General features: G+C 68.2%; 22 protein-coding genes. 14 read left to right on the top strand and 8 right to left on the bottom strand.

The features are described from left to right. Positions 1–213 precede the first annotated feature (213 nt). Positions 214–1113: a UDP-3-O-acyl-N-acetylglucosamine deacetylase gene (lpxC, locus tag PIB44_RS12165; RefSeq protein WP_278069576.1), complete on the top strand. Its 900-nt coding sequence runs from the start codon at positions 214–216 to the stop codon at positions 1111–1113. Positions 1114–1290: 177 nt separating this feature from the next. Here the strand turns inward: lpxC and pgeF are convergent, their stop codons facing one another. Genes pgeF through lgt form a run of 4 tightly spaced genes read right to left on the bottom strand, consistent with a single transcriptional unit; the run spans position 1291 to position 4294 of the window. Next, positions 1291–2061 (bottom strand): peptidoglycan editing factor PgeF, encoded by a 771-nt coding sequence (pgeF, locus tag PIB44_RS12160; protein WP_278069575.1) that lies wholly within the window; start codon positions 2059–2061, stop codon positions 1291–1293. Beyond that, positions 2058–2306, bottom strand: coding sequence for a helix-hairpin-helix domain-containing protein (locus PIB44_RS12155; RefSeq protein ID WP_278069574.1), 249 nt, complete (start codon positions 2304–2306; stop codon positions 2058–2060). Before PIB44_RS12155 ends, pgeF begins: the two co-directional genes overlap by 4 nt. A 34-nt stretch (positions 2307–2340) precedes the next feature. Continuing rightward, on the bottom strand, positions 2341–3414 hold the full coding sequence (locus PIB44_RS12150; RefSeq protein WP_278069573.1) for a class I SAM-dependent methyltransferase: 1074 nt from the start codon (positions 3412–3414) through the stop codon (positions 2341–2343). A 7-nt stretch (positions 3415–3421) separates the two neighbouring features. Beyond that, the gene (lgt, locus tag PIB44_RS12145; RefSeq protein ID WP_278069572.1) at positions 3422–4294 is read right to left on the bottom strand and encodes a prolipoprotein diacylglyceryl transferase; all 873 of its coding nucleotides are present in this window, start codon (positions 4292–4294) and stop codon (positions 3422–3424) included. 180 nt (positions 4295–4474) lie between these two features. Between lgt and PIB44_RS12140 the strand changes: the two genes are divergently transcribed. The 3 genes from PIB44_RS12140 to PIB44_RS12130 all read left to right on the top strand — a co-directional run bounded on the left by PIB44_RS12140 (position 4475) and on the right by PIB44_RS12130 (position 6148). Further along, on the top strand, positions 4475–4762 hold the full coding sequence (locus PIB44_RS12140) for an accessory factor UbiK family protein (protein WP_253118973.1): 288 nt from the start codon (positions 4475–4477) through the stop codon (positions 4760–4762). Between the two features lie 79 nt (positions 4763–4841). Beyond that, a complete protein-coding gene (locus PIB44_RS12135; RefSeq protein ID WP_025976247.1) occupies positions 4842–5345 on the top strand; it encodes a type III secretion system chaperone family protein in 504 nt (167 codons plus the stop codon). Then, positions 5345–6148, top strand: a complete 804-nt coding sequence (locus PIB44_RS12130; RefSeq protein ID WP_278069571.1) for a pyrroline-5-carboxylate reductase family protein — start codon at positions 5345–5347, stop codon at positions 6146–6148. The genes PIB44_RS12135 and PIB44_RS12130 overlap by 1 nt, the downstream gene beginning before the upstream one ends. A 141-nt stretch (positions 6149–6289) precedes the next feature. Here the strand turns inward: PIB44_RS12130 and PIB44_RS12125 are convergent, their stop codons facing one another. From PIB44_RS12125 to PIB44_RS12115, 3 genes are all read right to left on the bottom strand, one after another. Then, entirely contained in the window at positions 6290–6781 is a 492-nt protein-coding gene (locus PIB44_RS12125) for a hypothetical protein (RefSeq protein ID WP_278069570.1), read from the bottom strand. A gap of 88 nt (positions 6782–6869) precedes the next feature. Next, positions 6870–8228: an ATP-binding protein gene (locus PIB44_RS12120; RefSeq protein WP_025976250.1), complete on the bottom strand. Its 1359-nt coding sequence runs from the start codon at positions 8226–8228 to the stop codon at positions 6870–6872. A 10-nt stretch (positions 8229–8238) separates the two neighbouring features. Beyond that, positions 8239–8970, bottom strand: a complete 732-nt coding sequence (locus PIB44_RS12115) for a response regulator (protein WP_201105654.1) — start codon at positions 8968–8970, stop codon at positions 8239–8241. Positions 8971–9058: 88 nt separating this feature from the next. Between PIB44_RS12115 and PIB44_RS12110 the strand changes: the two genes are divergently transcribed. From PIB44_RS12110 to PIB44_RS12095, 4 genes are all read left to right on the top strand, one after another. Further along, positions 9059–9937 (top strand): branched-chain amino acid aminotransferase, encoded by an 879-nt coding sequence (locus PIB44_RS12110; protein WP_278069569.1) that lies wholly within the window; start codon positions 9059–9061, stop codon positions 9935–9937. A gap of 119 nt (positions 9938–10056) precedes the next feature. Further along, a complete protein-coding gene (locus PIB44_RS12105; RefSeq protein WP_278069568.1) occupies positions 10057–11328 on the top strand; it encodes a NupC/NupG family nucleoside CNT transporter in 1272 nt (423 codons plus the stop codon). A gap of 35 nt (positions 11329–11363) precedes the next feature. Then, on the top strand, positions 11364–11981 hold the full coding sequence (locus PIB44_RS12100; protein WP_227157584.1) for a glutathione S-transferase family protein: 618 nt from the start codon (positions 11364–11366) through the stop codon (positions 11979–11981). 7 nt (positions 11982–11988) lie between these two features. Then, positions 11989–12627 carry a YoaK family protein gene (locus PIB44_RS12095; protein WP_278069567.1) on the top strand — a complete coding sequence of 213 codons (639 nt, stop codon included), beginning with the start codon at positions 11989–11991 and terminating at the stop codon, positions 12625–12627. On the opposite strand, the gene PIB44_RS12090 is transcribed toward PIB44_RS12095, so the two are convergent. Next, a complete protein-coding gene (locus tag PIB44_RS12090; RefSeq protein WP_025976603.1) occupies positions 12611–13045 on the bottom strand; it encodes a PaaI family thioesterase in 435 nt (144 codons plus the stop codon). The genes PIB44_RS12095 and PIB44_RS12090 overlap by 17 nt on opposite strands. A gap of 47 nt (positions 13046–13092) precedes the next feature. Between PIB44_RS12090 and PIB44_RS12085 the strand changes: the two genes are divergently transcribed. The 6 genes from PIB44_RS12085 (at position 13093) to fliG (ending at position 19357) form a co-directional block, all read left to right on the top strand. After that, positions 13093–13413 carry a DUF3253 domain-containing protein gene (locus tag PIB44_RS12085; protein WP_025976602.1) on the top strand — a complete coding sequence of 107 codons (321 nt, stop codon included), beginning with the start codon at positions 13093–13095 and terminating at the stop codon, positions 13411–13413. Beyond that, positions 13397–14014 carry a uracil-DNA glycosylase family protein gene (locus PIB44_RS12080; protein ID WP_278069566.1) on the top strand — a complete coding sequence of 206 codons (618 nt, stop codon included), beginning with the start codon at positions 13397–13399 and terminating at the stop codon, positions 14012–14014. Before PIB44_RS12085 ends, PIB44_RS12080 begins: the two co-directional genes overlap by 17 nt. 179 nt (positions 14015–14193) lie before the next feature. Next, positions 14194–15201, top strand: coding sequence for an alpha/beta fold hydrolase (locus tag PIB44_RS12075; protein ID WP_278069565.1), 1008 nt, complete (start codon positions 14194–14196; stop codon positions 15199–15201). A gap of 136 nt (positions 15202–15337) precedes the next feature. Then, positions 15338–16432 carry a Glu/Leu/Phe/Val family dehydrogenase gene (locus PIB44_RS12070; protein WP_278069564.1) on the top strand — a complete coding sequence of 365 codons (1095 nt, stop codon included), beginning with the start codon at positions 15338–15340 and terminating at the stop codon, positions 16430–16432. Between the two features lie 247 nt (positions 16433–16679). Then, a complete protein-coding gene (gene fliF, locus PIB44_RS12065; protein ID WP_278069563.1) occupies positions 16680–18320 on the top strand; it encodes a flagellar basal-body MS-ring/collar protein FliF in 1641 nt (546 codons plus the stop codon). Further along, the gene (fliG, locus tag PIB44_RS12060) at positions 18320–19357 is read left to right on the top strand and encodes a flagellar motor switch protein FliG (RefSeq protein ID WP_025976597.1); all 1038 of its coding nucleotides are present in this window, start codon (positions 18320–18322) and stop codon (positions 19355–19357) included. Before fliF ends, fliG begins: the two co-directional genes overlap by 1 nt. Position 19358: the final 1 nt, after the last annotated feature.

The raw sequence follows: 19358 nt of genomic DNA, 5'->3' as shown, positions 1-19358 counted from the left end.
CTAAAGTCTAGAAGCGCCCCGGAGCTGGTCTCCGGGGCGTTTTGCTTGGGCGAGCGGCCCCGCAGCGGGCGCGCCGGCCGGTCCCTCGATCGTAACCAAAGCGAAACAATCCGAAACCCGACTTTCATTTCGGGCTTGAGCTCCCAGGCGTAAACGACGGGTGAGGCGAAGACCGTCCTGATGGGGGCGGGTCGCGCAAAAGAGAGTATCCGAGTGACGGTCCGCAACGACCAGTACGAACAGACCATCGTCGCCCCGGCCATCTGCGCCGGCGTCGGCGTGCACACCGGCCGCCGCGTGCGTCTGGTCGTGCGCCCGGCCGCGCCCGGCCACGGCATCGTCTTCGTGCGCACTGATGTGACCGATCGCGACAACCGCATCCCCGTCTCGGGCGAAGCCGTCGTGGACGCGCGCCTGAACACCATGATCGAGAATGCGGCGGGCGTGCGCCTGTCGACGATCGAACACCTGATGGCCGCCCTGGCCGCTCTTGGCGTCTCCAACGCCGTGATCGAGGTGGACGGGCCGGAGCTGCCGATCCTGGACGGCTCGGCGCTGCCGTTCGTGCAACTGCTGGACCGCGCCGGCTTCCGCCGTCAGGAAGCGCCGCAGACTTATATCGAAATCCTGAAGCCCATCCGGGTGGAGGAGGGCGACAAGTCCGCCGTCCTTAAGCCCTGCGACCGCTATGAGATGCGCTTCGAGATCGACTTCCCCACGCCGGTCATCGGCAATCAGGTGGTGGATTTCGTCGTGGACGAGGCGACCTTCCGCTCGGACATCATGGCCGCCCGCACCTTCGGCTTCGCTCATGAGGTCGAAGCCCTGCGCCAAGCCGGTCTGGCCCGGGGTGGTTCGCTGGAGAACGCCGTGGTCATCGACGGCGATCAGATCCTGAACCCCGGCGGCCTGCGCATGGAACGCGAGTTCGTGCGTCACAAGGCGCTGGACGCCATCGGCGACCTTTATGTCCTCGGCGCCCCCCTGCTGGGTCGCTACGAAGGCGTCAAGGCGGGGCACGCCCTGAACAACAAGCTGGTCCGCGCCTTGCTGGCCCAGCCGAACGCCTGGCGCGAGACGACGCGCGTGCCTGATATGGCGATGGCGGGCTGACCGTGTCCTTCTCCCCTTGTGGGAGAAGGTGGCAGGCGGAGCCTGACGGATGAGGGGTGAAGACGCCCCGGTGTCCGGACGGGCGCGTCGCTTGCCGTAAATAATTTCCGAACGTCGCGCTGACACCCCTCATCCGAGCGCCTGCGGCGCCCACCTTCTCCCACAAGGGGAGAAGGGTCAGGTGAGCGTGATCGCGCTGATCAACCGCCCGAAATCCGGCTCGCTCGCCAGAAACGCCCGGCGGTTGGAATAGAAGCGCCGTTCGTCCGCCCGCGTGTCGTCGCCGGTCCAGGCGCCCTCTCCGACGCCGGCCTGTTCCAGTCGCCACAGAACGAAGCCGGGCAGGTCGAACTGTCGTTTGTCTTCGGCCGCGCCCGGGCGGAAGAAGCGTTCGCTGCCGGGGTCGTGGTGGGCGAAGCGCTCCTGATAATCGGCGCCGACTTCGTAGGAGCCCTGCGCGATGCAGGGGCCGACGACGGCGACCATGCGCGACGGTTCGGCGCCCAGGGCCGTCATGGCCTTTACGGTCGAGTGGATGATGCCGCCAAGGGCGCCCTTCCAGCCGGCGTGGGCGGCGCCGATGACGCCTGCTTCGGCGTCGGCGAACAGGACGGGCGCGCAGTCGGCGGTCAATACGGTCAGCACCGGACCCTTTACGCCCGCGACCACGGCGTCGCCTTCGGGACGCTCTCCGCCCCAGCCGCTTTCGGCCACGCGGGCGACGGCGGAGTGGACCTGATAGCAGCCGCACAGGTCATCGGCGGCGCCGCCCATCCATTCGGCCACGCGGCGGCGGTTCTCGGCGACGCGCGCCGGGTCGTCCTTGGACCCCACCCCGGCGTTCAGCCCGGCGTAGATCCCCTCGGACACGCCGCCCTCGCGGGTGAAGAAGCCGTGGCGCACCCCGGCCTTGTGGAGCAACGGGTGGGTGACGGGGTTCAGGCTCATGCAGCGCCCTCCAGGTCGAAACGGGCGGCGTCGATGGCGGCCTGAACAGCCTTGCGGGCCTGAGGGCTGTTCTTCCAGCAAGTGGAGCCGACGCTGGCGGCGGCGCCCGCGCAAACGACGGCTGCGTCCGCCTGGGCCAGACGGGCGAAGCCGCTGACGCCCAGTTCCTCCAGCCGTTCGATCACCTTGGGGCCCACGCCCTTGGTCGCCAGCAGGATCTGGCGCTCGTGGTCGGTGAAGGTCATGGCCGTATCAGCCTCCATCGTCGGGCGGGCCGCGTCAGAAGCCCGGCAGGGCCAGCGAGCGCGGCGAGAAGATCGCCGCCGCCTTGAACAGTTCGCCCATCTGATCCGGCGCGGTCAGGCGGTCCAGCTGGCGCTGGATGACCGGGGCGGCCTCGGGGCGTCCCTGCATCAACCGCTGGGCGCGGGCTTCGATCCCCAGCGCCTTAAGGAAGGCGCCTTGGGCGACGCAGCCGGTCACGTCGGCGCCGCCGCGCACGGCGGCCTCCAGCACCAGGGGGAAGTCGGCCCACTGCGTCAGGTCGGCCTCGCCCGGCGTCGACAGGGGATCGACCTTCTGATGCCGCCGCAGCGCCTGCAGGGTGTCGCCCGCCTCGGGCTTGCTGCGGCCATAGTCGATCAGCAGCGCCGCCCCCGACGCCGCTCGGATCATCGTCGCCAGGTCGCGGCCGAAGGCGGCCTGCTGCTCCGAAATCTCGATCACCTGGCCCGGTTCGACGTCGAAGCCGGGCGCCTCGAAGCCGTCGGCGATGGCGGTCAGGCCGAAGGTCAGGTCATTGTCGTCGGTCACGCCGATGCGGCGCTCGGCCCAGCCGCCTTCGGTCTTGATGAACTGGCGCGCGGGCAGGCAGTCCAGCACCTCATTGGCGATCAGGATGACGGGGGCGTCCGTTTCGACCTGATGCAGGGCGCTGAGCCAGCGCGGGTGCACGTCGGCGTCGGCCAGGCGCCGGGCCTGTTCGGCGCGTAAGGGGGTGCTGGGCTCGATCAGGATCAGATCGACCGCCTGCAGGAAGGCCGGTACCAGCCGCGCCGCGCGCAGCACGTCCGACATCAGCGTCCCGTCGCCGGGGCCGACCTCGACCAGGCGGACCCGCTCGGGGGCGCCCAGGCGGCTCCAGGTCTCGATGGCCCAAAGGCCGATCAGTTCGCCGAACATCTGGCTGATCAGCGGGGCGGTGATGAAGTCGCCGCCTTCGCCCAGCGCCGGACGGGTGGCGTAATAGCCGCCCTTGGGGTCGTGCAGGCAGCGGGTGACGTAGTCCGCCACCGTCATCGGCCCGGTCAGCACGATCTCGCGGACCAGCCGGTCCTTGAGCGTCTCCGCCATAGTGGTCTTACGCCTCCGCGACTTGCGGCTTCTTCAGCGCCCGCCAGATCAGCCAGGCGCCGACCAGCATCATCGGGATCGACAGGATCATGCCCATGGTCAGGCCCAGCGGCAGGTTCTCCAGCCCGGCGTCGGGCTGGCGCACGTTCTCCAGCGCGGCGCGGCAGACGCCGTAGCCCAGCAGGAACAGGCCGGTGACGAAGCCGGGGCGTTTCAGCATCCGCCACTTCCAGATCGCCAGCGACAGGATGACCAACAGCAGCAGGCCCTCAAGCCCGGCCTCATAAAGCTGGCTGGGGTGGCGCGGTTCGTTGCCGGCGGGGCAGAAGCCGTACATCTGCTGGATGCGCTCGTTGCAGAAGCGGATGGCCCAGGGGACGGTCGTCTCGCGGCCCCACAGCTCGCCGTTGATGAAGTTGGCGATGCGGCCGAAGAACAGACCCAGCGGCGCGACCGGGGCGATCAGGTCGCCCAGGCTGAGCGGGTTCACCTTCTGGCGACGAGCGTAGAGGGCCAGGGCGACGACCACGCCCAGGAAGCCGCCGTGGAAGCTCATGCCTCCGGTCCACAGCTGCAGCAGCTCCAGCCGCTCGCCCCAGCTGTCGCCGGTGAACAGTTGGGCGAACATCGCCGGCTTGTAGAAGAGCGCATAGCCCAAGCGGCCGCCGAGAATGACGCCCAGGGTGATCCACAGCACCAGGTCGTCCAGTTGCGGTCCCGTCACCGGCGGCTTGCCGGGCGCCCACAGCCGCTCGGTCTTGGCCAGACGCGAGGCGTACCACCATCCCAGCACGATGCCGGCGACATAGGCCAGGGCGTACCAGCGGATGGGCAGGGGGCCGAGATGGATCAGGACAGGGTCGAATTCGGGAAAGGGCACGGGGCCTCCGTCTGCGCTTTCAGGGGTCGCCCATGGTCTAGCAAGCGGGACTGCATTCGTCGCGCGCTTTTCCCGCGAAGCAGTCTATAGGCCGTTGGCGGGTAAGGTTTGGTTTACCCAAATCAATGCACCGTTAACCATCATCGGGCCGGCAGGCCCGGGAGTTCTCAAGAGGCCGCCATGCAGACGCGCAATCCCCTCCTTGATGAGTTCGCCAAGCTGACCACCGGCGCCATGGGCCTGGCCCAGGCTGCGGGCGAAGAGGCCAAGGCCGCCTGGCGCGCCCAGGCCGACCGCTTCGTCGCCGAAATGGACCTGGTGCGCCGCGACGAGTTCGACGTGCTGAAAGACGAAATCGCCGTCCTGCGGGCGGAGATCGCCGCGCTGAAGGCGGCTGCGTCGGCCCCCGCGAAGGCCGGCGCGGGATCGTCCACAGACGCCGCCTCGACCCCGGATTCAGCCGGTTGAGCCGAATCTGCGAACACGCCTACCGTCCTCGAAAGCGACCCTTTGAGTCGCTGTCGCTGCTGAAGAAGTTGAACGCCTGATGGATGCTGTGAGACCCGAAGAGGTCGACCTGCCCTTTGATCCGCTGGATGTGGTCGAGCACGTCCTGACGGCGGAGAACCTGCCGTTCGACCGCACGGACGAGGGCGATCTGGCCTTCGCCCTGGCCGGCGACTGGAAGGATTATGAGCTGTGGTTCGCCTGGCGGCCCGAGGGCGACTGCCTGCAACTGTGCCTGGCGCTGGACCTGCGGGTGGTGAAGACGCGCCGCGCGGCGGCTTATGAGCTTGTCTCCATGATCAACCAGCGCACCTGGCTGGGCCATTTCGAGATCTGGCCGGACGAGGGCGAGATCGTCTTCCGCCACGCCCTGGCCCTGCCGCACACCGAACGGCCGACCCTGGCCCAGGCCGCGTCCATGATCGACGCGGCGGTCGAGGCGGCGGATCGTTACTATCCGGCCTTCGACTTCATGGTACGCGGCTCCAAGAAGCCGCAGGAGGCGATCGACGCCTGCTTGTTCGAGACGGTGGGCAACGCCTGATGAGCGGTTCCGGACGTCCGGTCGTGCTTCAGGGCGTGGGGCGCCTGGGCTCGGCCATTCTGGAAGGCTGGCTGGCGACGGGCGCCGTCGACCCGGCCGATCTGATCATTCTGACGCCGTCGGAAAAGCCGGTCGCCGAGGCGGCGCGGGCGAAGGGCGCGCGGATCAATCCGCCGCTGGAAGAGCTGGCGGACGCCCGCGCCTTCGTCATCGGCGTCAAGCCCGCCAAATGGCTGGAAGCCGCGCATGCGGTGCTGCCGCATCTGGCCTCAGACGCCGTGATCGTCTCGGTCATGGCGGGGGTGCGCGGCGAGACGATCTCTGAGGGTTATCACGGCCGCCCGGTCGTGCGCGTCATGCCGACGACCGGCGTGGCGCAGGCGCGGGGCGTGGCGACGCTGTGGTCGTCTGATGCGGATGCCTTGAAGGTCGGACAGACCCTGTTCGAGCCGATCGCGGAAACCGTCCTGCTGGATGACGAGGCGCTGATGCACGCGGCGACGGCGGTGTCCGGCTGCGGCCCAGCCTATTTCTTCGCCTTCACGCGGGCTCTGGCCGAGGCGGGAGAGGCCGAAGGCCTGTCGCCCGAGGCCGCCGCCCGTCTGGCGCGCGCCACCCTGCGTTCAGCCGCAGCGGGCGCTGAGGGCGACGAGGCGCTGAACGCCCTGATCGACCGCGTGGCCTCGCCAGGCGGCGTGACCGAAGCCGGCCTGATCGCCCTCAATGAAAACGGCGCCCTCGACCGATCGGTCGAAAGCGCCGTGAAGGCGGCGGTCGCCAAGTCCACTGAACTCAGCGGCTGATCCGTTTTTCCTCCCCATGCAATGGGGAGATGGATCGGCGGCGAAGCCGACGAGACGGAGGGGCCGCTTGGCTCCGCTGGCGTAAGCCCTTCCACCACTTCGTGGTCCCCCTCCCCATTGCATGGGGAGGAAAGAGCCGCCTCACCGCGTGACGAAACGCCCGTCGGCCAGGTTGCGGGCCAGGCGGTCATAGGCGCGCTGGGCGTCGCTCCAGGTCGTAGAACCGCGCGCCTCGGCCAGGGTCGGGGTGTAGTAGTTGAACTTGACCGGCTGAACCTCGCCCGAAGCCGTCGTCACCGTGCCTTCGACCGCGGCGCCGCCGATCGACAGGCTGCGCATGGCGTCCAGGCCCGGCTTGTCGGACAGCTGCTGCATGGTCGGACGGTTGGGCTTCAGGTCGGTGATGACCAGTTCAAGCCGGGCGCCGTCCAGGGCGTGGCGTTCCGTCAGCACGCGCTCGACCGTGCGGGTCAGGTCGCTGACCTGCTGTTGAACATCACGCTCGCCCAGTTCCGCAGCGGTCTTGGCGAAATCGGGGCTGACCGTCACGACGACGGCTGAAGGTTGAGCCGCAGCCGCGCCGGAGAGGGCGAGAACGGCGGCGATCGGTGCAAGAAAAGCAATAGAACGCATAGTCAGGCTCCTGAATTCCAGGCCCCCCTGGAACACTGGACAAGATGGCGATGATTTTACGGTTCCGCTAGGGGCGCCCGGCAAGGATCTAGGGGGCGCGACGGTCCGCCGGCAGTCGGATCGCAGCCTTCAGGCCGCCCAGTTCGCTGCGGCCCAGGGTGATGTCGCCGCCGTGGCTGCGCGCCACGTCGCGCGCCACCGCCAGGCCCAGGCCCACGCCCTTGCGGTTCTGGTTGCGCGAGGCGTCCAGCCGCGAGAAGGGGCGGAAGGCCTCCTCGTGCATGTCCTCGGGGATGCCGGGGCCGTCGTCCTCGACGGTGATCTCCAGCCCGCCGGAGGGCAGGGGACGCGCCGACAGCCGCACATGCTCGCCATGCGAGGCGGCGTTGCCGACCAGGTTGTTGATCGCCCGGCGGAAGGCCAGCGGTCGGGCCAGCATGTTCAGATCGTCGGGCGTCTCCACCTGGGCGGCGGCCCCGGCGCGGCGGGCGTCCTCGGCGGCGCGGCGCAGCATTTCAGGCACGGAGATGGTCTGGGCGGCTTCCCCGGCCTCGCCGCGCGCGAAGGCCAGGTATTCGTCGATCATATGCTCCATCTCGTCCAGATCGCCCTTCATCGCCTCGGCGCGCTTGAAGGGCGGCGCCAGGGCCAGTTCGAGGCGCAGACGGGTCAGGGGCGTGCGCAGGTCGTGGCTGACCGAGGCCAGCAGGGCCGTGCGCTGGTCGATGTGGCGCTGGATACGCGAGCGCATGTCCAGGAAGGCGCTGGCGGCGGCCCGCACTTCGCGCGCGCCGTGCGGCTTGAAGCGCGGCACGCTTTCGCCCCGGCCGAAGGCCTCGGCCGCATGGGCCAGACGTTCGATGGCGCGCACCTGATTGCGGATGAACAGCACCGCCACGGCCAGCAGCAGCACCGTGGCGATCATCAGCCACAGGACGAAGATGTGGGCCTGCGTCGCCACGGCCCGCTCGCGCGGGGCGATGACGCGCAGGACGCCGTCCGCCTCCTGCACCCGGATGTCGACGTAGGCGGGGTAGCGGGTGGTGTCGAACCAGAAGGGCTGGTCCAGCCGCGAGGCCAGCGCCTTCTCCAGCGTGCGGTCGACCAGTCCCAGGGCGCCGCGCCGCTCTTCGGCGGGCAGGGAGGCTTCGGGCTGGAAGGCGATGGACAACTGCATCGACCGCTCGGCGCGTTCCGAGATCAGCGCCAGATTGCGGGCCGAGGGGTCGTCGCGATAGCTCTCGGCGGCCCAGGCCACGTCGCCCGCCAGGCCTTCGGACAGGCGCGCCGTCACCGCCTGCCAGTGGGCGTCGAAGAAGGCCCAGGTCACCGCCGCCTGCATGATCAGGACAGGCAGGACGATGATCAGCAGCGAGCGGCCCCACAAGGAGGTCGGCACCCGGCGCTTGATCCAGCGCGTCCAGACGTTGAACGGCATCAGCCGCATCGGCGTCGCCTCAGTCCGGGGCCAGCATATAGCCGATGCCGCGCACGGTCTGCAGGTAACGCGGGTTCTTGGGGTCCGCCTCCAGCTTGCGGCGCAGGCGGGTGACCTGCACGTCGACAGCGCGCCCCGTCACATCGGCGGTGTCGGGCGACAGGGTCATGCGCTCCACCGGCGAATGGGCGTGGATGGCCAGGGTCTTGAGCAGTTGCGCCTCGGCTTCGGTCAGGCGCTGCAGGGCGCCGTCGCGCGTCAGCTCCAGCCGCTCCATGTCGAAGACGGCGGGGCCCATGTGAATCTCCTTGGGCGTCATCAGCTTGCCGCCGGTGCGGCGCAGGATGGCCTCGATCCGCAGGGCCAGTTCGCGCGGATCGAAGGGCTTGGACATATAGTCGTCGGCCCCGCGCGACAGGCCCTCGATGCGGTCGTCCGGGTCGCCCTTGGCCGTCAGCAGCAGCACCGGCGTCTTGGACAGCGCCGCCTGGCTGCGGATCCAGGTCGTCAGGTCAAAGCCGCTCTCGCCGGGCATCATCACGTCCAGCACGATCAGGTCGAACTCGATCAGCTCGACCATGCGGCGCGCGGCGCCCGCGTGGGCGGCGCCGGTGACGCGATAGCCCTCGCGGCTCAGGAACTCCTTGAGCAGTTCGCGGATGCGGTCGTCGTCGTCGACGACCAGGATGTGCCGTCCGCTGCCGGCGGGGGCGACGGGGCCGGAACGGCCGTTGGCGCGCGGCTCGACCATGCTCATCGCCATTCTCCCTGCGAGGCGCCGTTGACGCTGGGTTGCGGCAGGCGTCTAACCGAGATCGTTGCGCAGGAGACGTACTTCAATGGCCTTCGTTCCTTTCGACGATCGTGACGGCTGGATCTGGTTTGACGGCGACTTCGTCCCCTGGCGGGAAGCGAAAACGCACATCCTGACCCATGGCCTTCACTACGGCTCGTCGGTGTTCGAGGGTGAGCGTATGTATGGCGGTGAAATCTTCAAGCTCACAGCCCACAGCCAGCGCCTGAAGCGCTCCGCCGAACTGCTCGACTTCGAGATTCCCTATAGCGTGGCCGAGATCGACGCCGCCTGCAAGGAAACCTGCGCCCGCAACGGCCTGACCGACTGCTATATCCGGCCTGTCGCCTATCTGGGCGCCGAACAGCTCAGCGTCTCGTCGCTGAACAGCAAGGTCCACCTGGCCATCGCCGCCTGGGAATGGCCCAGCTATTTCGACCCTGAGGTCAAGAAGAAGGGCATCGCCCTGGAGTGGGCCAAGTGGCGCCGCCCCGACCCCGCCACGGCGCCGTCGACAGCCAAGGCGGCGGGCCTGTACATGATCTGCACCATGTCCAAGACGGCGGCCGAGAAGCGCGGCTTCAACGACGCCCTGATGCTGGACTGGCGCGGCTATGTGGCCGAGGCGACCGGCGCCAACGTCTTCTTCGTCAGGGACGGCGTCCTGCACGCCCCGCGCGTGGACCACATCCTGGACGGCATCACCCGCCAGACGGTGATTGAGATGGCCAAGGCGCGCGGCGTCGAAGTCGTCGTGCGCGACATCCTGCCGGAAGAACTGGGCGATTTTTCCGAATGTTTCCTGACCGGTTCGGCCGCCGAGGTGACGCCGGTGGGCCAGGTCGGCGACCATCGCTTCACGCCCGGCGAACTGTCGCTGAGCCTGATGGACGACTACGGCAAGCTGGTGCGCGGGCAGCTCTAGTCGCCCTCTCCCATCGGGAGAGGGTTTTTCCATTGCCCCTTGCCAGCGGCCGCCCGCTGGCGTTGATGCGCATTTGAGAAGCCGGCTCCGATAGCGCCGGTCGCGGAGCCGCTTGTTTCATGTTCAGCCTTCTGAACCTCCAGAGCCTGGTCGGGCTGTTCGTCATCGTCGTCGTCTGCTGGGCGATTTCCGAGAACCGCCGCGCCTTTCCGTGGCGGCTGGCGATCGGGGCGGTGCTGGTTCAGGCCGCGCTGGTGCTGGCGACCTTCGCCATCCCCGGCTCGCAGGTGGTGCTGGACGGCATCAATAACGCCGTCAGCGGCCTTGAGGCGGCGACCGAAGAAGGGACGCGCTTCATCTTCGGCTTCCTGGCGGGCGGGGAGCAGCCCTACGCCGTGGCCAACGAGGGCGCCCTGTTCACCTTCGCCTTCAAGGTGCTGCCGCTGATCCTGGTGATCTCAGCCCTGTCGGCTCTGCTGTGGCACTGGAAGATCCTGAAGTGGATCACCCTGGGCTTCGGTTTCCTGTTCCAGCGGACCATGGGTCTGGGCGGGGCCTCGGCGCTGGCGGTGGCGGCCAACGTCTTTCTGGGGATGATCGAGAGCCCCATCGTCATCCGCGCCTATCTGGACAAGCTGACCCGTTCGGAAGTCTTCCTGATGATGGTGGTGGGCCTGGCCACCGTCGCCGGTTCGACCATGGTGGCCTATGCGACCATCCTGTCGCCGGTGCTGACCAATGCGGCGGGCCACGTTCTGGTGGCCTCCATCGTCTCGGCGCCTGCAGGCATCCTGCTGGCCCGCGTCATCATCCCTGAAAAGCCGGGCGAGGGCGGGGCGGTGGCCGACTACAACTCGGCGCTGAAGTACGACAGCTCCGTCGACGCCATCGTCAAGGGCACGTCCGACGGCCTGATGGTGGTGCTGAACATCTCGGCCGTGCTGATCGTCTTCGTGGCCCTGGTGGCGCTGGCCAACATCATCCTGGGGGGCTTCGTCATCGCCGGAGAGCCGCTGACGGTCGAGCGCATCCTGGGCTGGCTGTTCGCTCCGGTGGCCTGGCTGACCGGCGTGGAGTGGGCCGACGCCCAGAAGGCGGGCTGGCTGCTGGGGGTCAAGCTGACCTTGACCGAGTTCGTCGCCTTCATCGAACTGGGCAAGGTGCCCGCCGCCGAGATGAGCGAGCGCACCCGGATGCTGATGACCTATGCGCTGTGCGGGTTCGCCAACATCGGCTCGGTCGGGATCACCGTCACCGGCCTGTCGGTGCTGATGCCCGAACGCCGCGAGGAGGTGCTGGGCCTGGTGTGGAAGGCGCTGTTCGCCGGCTTCCTGGCGACCCTGATGACCGCCTGCATCGTCGGGGCCTTGCCCGCCGCCGTCTTCGCCTAGTAGCGTCGCCGAGGGCAGCCGGAAGGGACCCTCTGATGAAGCTCTATGAAAGCCGCCGCGCGCCCAATCCGCGCCGCGTCCGCTGGGTCATGGCCGAGAAGGGCGTGACCGATGTCGAACGGGTCGAGATCGAGCTTCTGGCGGGCGAGCACCGCACCCCCGCCTATCGGACCAAGTTCGGCGTGCCGCACGTTCCGGCGCTGGAGCTGGACGACGGGACCTGCCTGACCGAATCCATCGCCATCTGCCGCTATCTGGAGGCGCTGCACCCCGAGCCGAACCTGTTCGGCCGCGACGCCAAGGAGCAGGCCATCATCGAAATGTGGATGCGTCGGTGCGAGATGTATCTGGCCAATCCGATGATGCTGAACGTACGCTTCACCCATCCGGCCCTGGCCGCGCTTGAGGCGCCCCAGCCCCAGGTCGCCGAATACAACCGCCTGGGCGCCGAGCGCTTCATGAAGACCCTGGACCGGCATCTGGCGGATCATGAGTTCATCGCCGCCGACCGCTTCACCATCGCCGACATCGTCGGGGTCGTGGGTCTGGATTTCGCCCGTCTGGTCAAATACCGCCCGCCCCAGGAGTTGACGCATTTGGCGCGATGGCTGGCGACGTGCCGGGCCCGTCCGGCGGCCTCGGCGGGGATGTGATCCGACCTTGCGCAGCCTGACCGCGCCGGACCGCTGGCTGGCCCTGCTGCTGGCCGCCCTGGCGGGCTATGTCGATAGTCTGGGCTTCCTGCATCTGGGCGGGGTGTTCGTCTCCTTCATGAGCGGCAACAGCACCCGGCTGGCCGTCAGCCTGGCTGAGGGGCGCTGGCAGGCGGCGGGGGCGGTGGCCGGTGTGCTGGCGCTGTTCGTGCTGGGCGCCATGCTCGGCGCCCTGGTCGCGGGCGGCGAGGGCGCGCGCTCGCGCAGCCGGGTGCTGGCGGTCGAGGCCTTCCTGCTGGCCGGCGCCGCCGTGGCGGCGGGGGCGGGCATCGCGCCTGTAGCTATCGGCCTGATGGTCATGGCGATGGCCGTGGAGAATTCCGTCTTCCTGCGCGACGGCGAGGTCGGGGTCAGCCTGACCTATATGACGGGAACGCTCGTCAAGACCGGCCACGCCCTGGCGGCGGCGGTGCGAGGCGGCGATCCGTGGGCGTTCCGGCCGTATATGGCGCTGTGGGCCGGGCTGGTCGGGGGTGCGCTGCTGGGCGCCGTGGTCTATGGCCGCCTGGGACTGGACGCCCTGTGGCCGGCGGCGGCCGCCGCGATGGGGCTGGCGCTTTGCGTGCGGTTCATTCGCGCGGCGTGAACTTCCGGATCACGCCCGAGAAGGTCATCAGCAGTCGTTCGCCGGTGACGATCTGGCCGCGCACGAAGATCAGGCTCTTGCCCGCCTTGGTCACCTGGCCCGTCGCCTCGATCAGTTCGCCGACATAGGCGCCGTCGATAAAGGTGGAATCCAGCTGCACCGTCACGCCCGAGGCGCCTTCCATCTCCTGATAGGCGATCTGGAACATAGCGATGTCGGCGAAGGTCATCAGGCAGCCGCCGTGCATCCGCCCGCCCGCGTTCATATGCTTCTGCTCGGCGCGGAAGGCGCAGCGCATGTGGCCGTCGGGGTCAGGCTTGCCATAGAAGGGGCCGACGACCACGTCGAAGGTGTCGCGCAGATTATAGGTCTTCCAGCCGGCGAACTCGCCTTCGGTGACGGTGATTATCTCGGCCATGTCGGTTTTGCCTTCTTTCCGATCTCGCGGTGCAGCATATAGCGCCTATGAGCGATCCAATCGAAGCAGCCATTTTTGAAAAACTGGCCAAGGCCGATCCGAAAAACGTCGGCGGCAAGAGCATTGAACCGGCCGATGTGGCCAAGGAACTGCAGCCCGAGCAGTGGCAGCGGATGCTGCCCAAGGTGAAGGCCACGGCGCTGGGCCTGATGCGTCAGGGCAAGCTGACCATCACCAAGAAGGGCAAGGTCGTCGATCCCAACAACTTCCGCGGGGTGATCCGCCTGCGCCTGCCGACCGAGGCCGAGACGGCCGCCGCCCTTGCGGCCTTGCCGCCGGTCGAATCCTCGGATGACGACTTCGACTGATCCGGAAAACGGCCCAGAATCCGGCCTGGACGAAATCCTGGCCGAAATCCGCGCCTGCCGGGCGTGTCTGGGCCAGTTGCCGCACACGCCGCGGCCGGTGGTCATGGTCACGCCGGAAACCCGGCTGCTGATCTGCGGGCAGGCGCCGGGGCGACGGGTGCACGAGAGCGGCCTGCCGTTCACCGACCCGTCGGGCGTTCGCCTGCGCGACTGGATGGGCGTGGACGAGACGACCTTCTACGGCGACGCGCGCCTCGGCGTCGCCGCCCAGGCCTTCTGCTTTCCCGGCACCGATCCGAAAGGCGGCGACTATCCCCCGCCGCGCCGCTGCGCCGAGTTGTGGCGGCCGCGCCTTCTGGCTGAACTGCCCAAGGTCGAGCTGACCCTGCTGGTCGGCGGCTATGCGCAGGTCTGGGCGCTGGGCGACCGCGCCAAGGCCAATATGACCGAGACCGTGCGCGCCTGGCGCGATTATGCGCCCGGTATCCTGCCCCTGCCGCACCCGTCCTGGCGCAATACGGGCTGGCTGAAGAAGAACCCCTGGTTCGAGGCGGAGGTTCTGCCCTACCTTCGCCAGCGGACAGCGGAGATATTGGCGTGACACATCGCTTTTCCCTTCTCCCCTCGGGGGAGAAGGTGGGCGCCGGAGGCGCTCGGACGAGGGGGCTCTATCGGCGCTTCAGACGGTTGATGGTCCGGGTGCAGCCGACAGCCCCCTCATCCGTCTCGCTTCGCAAGCCACCTTCTACCCCGAGGGGAGAAGGACGATGGATCGCCGCCGTGCTTCTCTCCCTCGCCCTGTCCGCCTGCGCCACCCCCTACGCCCAGCCGTCCCTGACGCCGCCCGCAGGCTTCACCGGCCCTCGCGTCGAGGAAGGCACCCTGGGGCGCGGCGCCTTCGTGGTGCAGGACGGGGCGCGGCTGCCCTATCTGCGCTGGAGCCCCGAAGATCAGGCGCCGTGGGCCGTCGTCATCGCCCTGCACGGGTTCAACGACCACTACGCCTCCTTTCGCCTCGCCGGCCCGTGGTGGGCGCAGCGGGGCATCGAGACCTGGGCCTATGACCAGCGCGGCTTCGGCCTGGCGCCCGGACGGGGCGAGTTCGCGGCCGAGAGCCTGACCAGCGCCGACCTGCGCACCATCGTCGCCCTGGTCCGGGCCGAACGGCCGGGCGCCTTGATCGTGGTGGCCGGCGAGAGCATGGGCGGCTCCTCGACCATCGCCGCCTTCGGCTCCGACGCGCCGCCCGACGCCGACCGCGTGGTCCTGCTGGCGCCGGGCGTCTGGGGCTGGTCCAGCCAGAGCGCCTTCAACCGCGCGGGGCTCTGGGCCGCCGCCCGCCTGATGGGGGCCAAGCGAGTCGAGCCGCCATCGTTCGCCGTGCGCGACATCCGCGCTTCGGACAATACGCTAGAGCTGATCCGCAACGGCCGCGATCCCCTGTCGATCCTGTCGACGCGGTTTGATTCTCTTTATCGCCTGGTCGATCTGATGGAGACGGCGACCCTGCGGCTCGGCCGCGTCGAGAAGCCGACGCTGCTGCTGTATGGCGCTCACGACCAGATCATCACCCCGAGGCCGATGCGCCGCGCTCTGGAGCAGGCGGGCGAGCGGCCCAACCTGAAGACGGCCTATTATGCGGACGGCTGGCACATCCTGAACCGGGATCTTCAGGCCGAGGTCGTGTTCGCGGACATCGAGGCCTGGCTGCGGGACCCGGCTCAGCCGCTGCCGTCCGGTGCGCCGCCGGTCCTCCCGGCGCTGCGGGCCGATCCCAAGGCGCGCTGAACGAAAAGTCTGCGGAAAATCAGACCCTAAGCCGCATCGTAGCCAGAACTGATCCGACGATCACGGTGATGCTTGCCGTTTGGTCAGGGGGCGCGTATGTCCATGCGCACAAAAAATACCCCAGGAAAGGCCTGTCATGGGCAAGACGCTGTTTGAATCTCCTTCTTTCGCGAACCATGAAGGCGTCCACGCCTTCTACGACGAGAAAACCGGCCTGAAGGCTATTGTTGCGGTGCACTCCACCGCGCGCGGCCCGGCTGTCGGCGGCACCCGTATGTGGAACTACGCCTCGTCGGCAGAAGCGCTGGAAGACGTGCTGCGCCTTTCCAAGGGCATGAGCTACAAGAACGCCGTGGCCGATCTGGAGATGGGCGGCGGCAAGTCGGTCATCATCGGCGACAGCCGCACCCAGAAGACGCCTGAGCTGTTCCACGCCTTCGGCCGATATCTGAACGGCCTGGGCGGCCACTACTACGCCGCCGAAGACGTCGGCACCTCGGTCGAGGACATCGCCGAAGCCCGCAAGGTCACCGAATACGTTCTGGGCCTGAAGGACGGCCCGGAAGCCTCGGGCGACCCCAGCCCGGTCACCGCCGAGGGCGTCTTCCGCTCGAACCTGGTCGTCGCGCGCCGCCTGTTCAACCAGAACGACATGACGGGCCTGACCGTCGCCATCCAGGGCGTGGGCCACGTCGGCGCCTATCTGGCCGAGAAGCTGCACAAGGCCGGCGCCAAGCTGATCATCACCGACGTCAACCAGGCCAACTTGGAAGCCGTCGCCGCCAAGACCGGCGCCGAGATCGTCGCCCCGGACGCCATCTATGACGTCGCCGCCGACATCTACGCCCCGTGCGCCCTGGGCGCCACGCTGAACCCGCAGACGCTGGACCGCCTCAAGGTCAAGGCCGTCTGCGGCGCCGCCAACAACCAGCTGGCCACGGCCGACATCGGCGACGAGCTGTTCAAGCGCGGCGTGCTGTATGCGCCCGACTACGTCATCAACGGCGGCGGCATCATCAACGTCGCCTCGGAAATGAACGCGCGTCAGACCGGCGGCGCCTATGACCCGTCGTGGGTCGAGGGCAAGCTGTCGCGCCTGATGGAGACCTTCGAGGAAATCCTCGAGCGCTCGGTCGCCGAGAACAAGCCGACCCACCTGATCGCCGACGCTATCGCCGAGGCCCGCATCAAGGCCGCCGCCGACAAGAAGGCCGAGGCTCAGAAGGTCTAAGGCTTTCGACCAGATAGCCTGCCTCCCTTGCGGAAGCGGGCGGGCGCCGGGGGGCGCCGAAGGGGGTGTGGGGCGTCATGGTCCCGCAGCCCCTTTTTCTTTTGTGCGCGAGTTATCCCGCTCGCATCGGGAGCGGGGGCTGCAGATCCCCAGCTCTTTAACGCCTCTTAACGCCGCATTTACCATCCAGGCGGCAGTTTCTGCCTAGCGGGTTCGGTTCGTCCCGCGTGTGCAGGGGCGGTTGCGCGTGGGCGGCTTCACAGAAGCTTTGAAGAAGTTCGGCATCGGACGCCTGGCCGCCATCCTGGGCGTGGCCGCGGGCGTGGCCGCCGTTCTGGTCGCCGTCATGCTGCGCGTGGGCCAGGCCCCGGACGCCTTGCTCTATTCCAACCTGGACCTGCGCGAAGCCTCCGAGATCAGCGCCGCCCTGAGCCAGGCGGGCATTAAATACTCGTCCAAGGGCGACGGCTCGACCCTGTTCGTCAGCCGCGACGAGGTCGGCACGGCGCGTCTGATGCTGGCGGGCAAGGGGCTCGTGACCTCGGGCAGCGTCGGCTACGAGATCTTCGACAACCAGTCGGTGCTGGGCCAGACCGAGTTCCAGCAGAACCTGAACGAACAGCGCGCGCTGCAGGGCGAACTGGCCCGCACCATCATGTCGATGCGCGGCATCGCCTCGGCCCGCGTCCACATCACCATGCCTCGGCGCGAGATGTTCCAGGCGGCCGCCGTCGATCCGACCGCCGCCGTGGTCGTGGGCCTTTCGGGCCGTGATCTGACGTCCGACCAGGTGCGCGCGATCCGCAACGTGGTCGCCTCATCCGTCCCGAACCTGAAGCCGGACAAGGTCACCGTGACGGATCAGGCCAACCGCACCCTGGCGGCGGGCTCCGAGGAGACCGGCTTCACATCGGCCACCGCCGACGCCGCCAAGGCCTCGACCGAGGCGCAGATGCAGGCCCGCATCAAGGACATCGTCGAGGGCGTCGTCGGCGCCGGTGCGGCGCGCGTCCAGGTCACGGCCGACATCGACCACAGCCGCTCGACCACTCAGGAGCAGAAGTTCGACCCTGATGGTCAGGTCGTCCGCTCGACCTCGACCAACGGCAGCCAGTCGCAGGACACGACCGGACAGCAGGAAGGCGCCACCGCCACCGCCAATATTCCCGGCGGCGAGGCCCCGCCCGCCAATCCCATCGGCTCGACCCGCGCCGAGAACACCGAGACGACCAACTACGAGATCTCCAACACCACCACGACGACGGTGAAGGAGCCGGGCGAGGTCAAGAAGCTGTCCGTCTCGGTCGCGGTCGACGGCAAATACACCCCGGCCGCCGACGGCAAGGGCGAGCCGACCTACGGCGCCCGCACCGCCGAGGAAGTGCAGCAGATCAAGGCCCTGGTCGCCGCCGCCGTCGGCATCGACGAGGCGCGCGGCGACAAGCTGGAAGTCGTCAATGTCCGCTTTAACCGCGAACCCTCCGTCGCCCCGGGCGAGGAAAAGGGATCGTCGCTGTTCGCCTTCGACAAGAACGACATCATGCGCGGGGTCGAGCTTTTGGTCCTGCTGGTCACGGGCCTGCTGCTGATCTTCTTCGTCTTGCGCCCGCTGCTGAAGACCGCCTCTGGACAGGGGCGCGCAGGCGTTCCCGCCCTGGTCGGGGCCAATGGAATCCCCGTCACCGCGCTGGACACCCAGCTCGTCGGCGGGACCCTGCCGGGCGGCGCGCCCATGCTGGCCGGCCCCAGCGACATGGAGCAGCGCATCGACATCGCCCGCATCGAGGGCCAGGTGAAGGCCTCCTCCATCAAGAAGGTCGCCGATTTCGTCGACAGCCACCCCGAGGAGTCCACGGCGATCCTGCGCGCCTGGATGCATGAAACCTGATGGCGGCGCGGTTGATGTCAAAAGGCGCGGCGGTCGACGACGCCAAGAAGCTGACGGGGCCTGAAAAGGCGGCCGTCGTTCTTCTGTCTCTGGGCGAAGAGCACACGGCTCTGTGGCAGCAGCTCGACGACGAAGAGATCAAGGAAGTCTCTCAGGCCATGGCCGGCCTGGGCACCGTCACCGCCGCCGTGGTTGAGGAGGTGCTGGTCGAGTTCGTCTCCGGCATCGGCGGGTCGGGCTCGCTGATGGGCTCCTACGAGCAGACCCAGCGTCTGCTGGCCTCCTTCATGCCCGGCGATCGGGTCGAAGCCCTGATGGAGGAAATCCGCGGCCCCGCCGGCCGCACCATGTGGGACAAGCTCGGCAATGTGAACGAGGCCGTGCTCGCCAACTATCTGAAGAACGAATACCCGCAGACGGTCGCGGTGGTCCTGTCCAAGATCAAGCCGGACCACGCCTCGCGCGTGCTCACGGCCCTGCCCGAGGACTTCGCCCTGGAATGCGTCCAGCGGATGCTGCGCATGGAGCCGGTGCAGCGCGACATCCTCGACAAGATCGAACAGACCCTGCGCAGCGAGTTCATGTCCAACCTGGCGCGCACGTCCAAGCGCGACAGCCATGAGCTGATGGCCGACATCTTCAACAGCTTCGACCGCCAGACCGAGGCCCGCTTCATCGGCGCGCTGGAGGAACGTAACCGCGACGCGGCTGAGCGCATCCGCGCCCTGATGTTCGTGTTCGAGGATCTGTCGCGCCTCGATCCAGGCGGGGTGCAGACCCTGCTGCGCTCGGTCGAGAAGGATCAGTTGGGGCTGGCGCTGAAGGGCGCGTCGGATTCCTTGCGCGAAATGTTCTTCTCCAACATGTCCGAGCGCGCCTCGAAGATCATGCGCGAGGACATGGAATCCATGGGGCCTGTCCGCCTCAAGGACGTCGACAACGCCCAGATGGCGATGGTCCAGGTGGCCAAGGATTTGGCGGCGCGCGGCGACATCATGCTGGCCGGCCAGGGCGGCGACGACGAGTTGATCTACTGAC

The organism is Brevundimonas sanguinis, assembly GCF_029636725.1.
In the GTDB taxonomy this organism is placed as follows: domain Bacteria; phylum Pseudomonadota; class Alphaproteobacteria; order Caulobacterales; family Caulobacteraceae; genus Brevundimonas; species Brevundimonas sanguinis.
This window is presented reverse-complemented; position numbering and strand designations above follow the sequence as displayed.

Coding starts and splice junctions, on each gene's coding strand:
- PIB44_RS12140 (WP_253118973.1), top strand. CDS start 4,475: ATGCAGACGCGCAATCCCCTCCTTGATGAGTTCGCCAAGCTGACCACC.
- fliG (WP_025976597.1), top strand. CDS start 18,320: ATGGCGGCGCGGTTGATGTCAAAAGGCGCGGCGGTCGACGACGCCAAG.
- pgeF (WP_278069575.1), bottom strand. CDS start 2,061: ATGAGCCTGAACCCCGTCACCCACCCGTTGCTCCACAAGGCCGGGGTG.
- PIB44_RS12115 (WP_201105654.1), bottom strand. CDS start 8,970: ATGGTCGAGCCGCGCGCCAACGGCCGTTCCGGCCCCGTCGCCCCCGCC.
- PIB44_RS12090 (WP_025976603.1), bottom strand. CDS start 13,045: ATGGCCGAGATAATCACCGTCACCGAAGGCGAGTTCGCCGGCTGGAAG.
- PIB44_RS12150 (WP_278069573.1), bottom strand. CDS start 3,414: ATGGCGGAGACGCTCAAGGACCGGCTGGTCCGCGAGATCGTGCTGACC.
- PIB44_RS12155 (WP_278069574.1), bottom strand. CDS start 2,306: ATGACCTTCACCGACCACGAGCGCCAGATCCTGCTGGCGACCAAGGGC.
- PIB44_RS12135 (WP_025976247.1), top strand. CDS start 4,842: ATGGATGCTGTGAGACCCGAAGAGGTCGACCTGCCCTTTGATCCGCTG.
- PIB44_RS12070 (WP_278069564.1), top strand. CDS start 15,338: ATGGGCAAGACGCTGTTTGAATCTCCTTCTTTCGCGAACCATGAAGGC.
- PIB44_RS12110 (WP_278069569.1), top strand. CDS start 9,059: ATGGCCTTCGTTCCTTTCGACGATCGTGACGGCTGGATCTGGTTTGAC.
- PIB44_RS12085 (WP_025976602.1), top strand. CDS start 13,093: ATGAGCGATCCAATCGAAGCAGCCATTTTTGAAAAACTGGCCAAGGCC.
- PIB44_RS12120 (WP_025976250.1), bottom strand. CDS start 8,228: ATGCGGCTGATGCCGTTCAACGTCTGGACGCGCTGGATCAAGCGCCGG.
- PIB44_RS12100 (WP_227157584.1), top strand. CDS start 11,364: ATGAAGCTCTATGAAAGCCGCCGCGCGCCCAATCCGCGCCGCGTCCGC.
- PIB44_RS12130 (WP_278069571.1), top strand. CDS start 5,345: ATGAGCGGTTCCGGACGTCCGGTCGTGCTTCAGGGCGTGGGGCGCCTG.
- PIB44_RS12125 (WP_278069570.1), bottom strand. CDS start 6,781: ATGCGTTCTATTGCTTTTCTTGCACCGATCGCCGCCGTTCTCGCCCTC.
- PIB44_RS12105 (WP_278069568.1), top strand. CDS start 10,057: ATGTTCAGCCTTCTGAACCTCCAGAGCCTGGTCGGGCTGTTCGTCATC.
- PIB44_RS12080 (WP_278069566.1), top strand. CDS start 13,397: ATGACGACTTCGACTGATCCGGAAAACGGCCCAGAATCCGGCCTGGAC.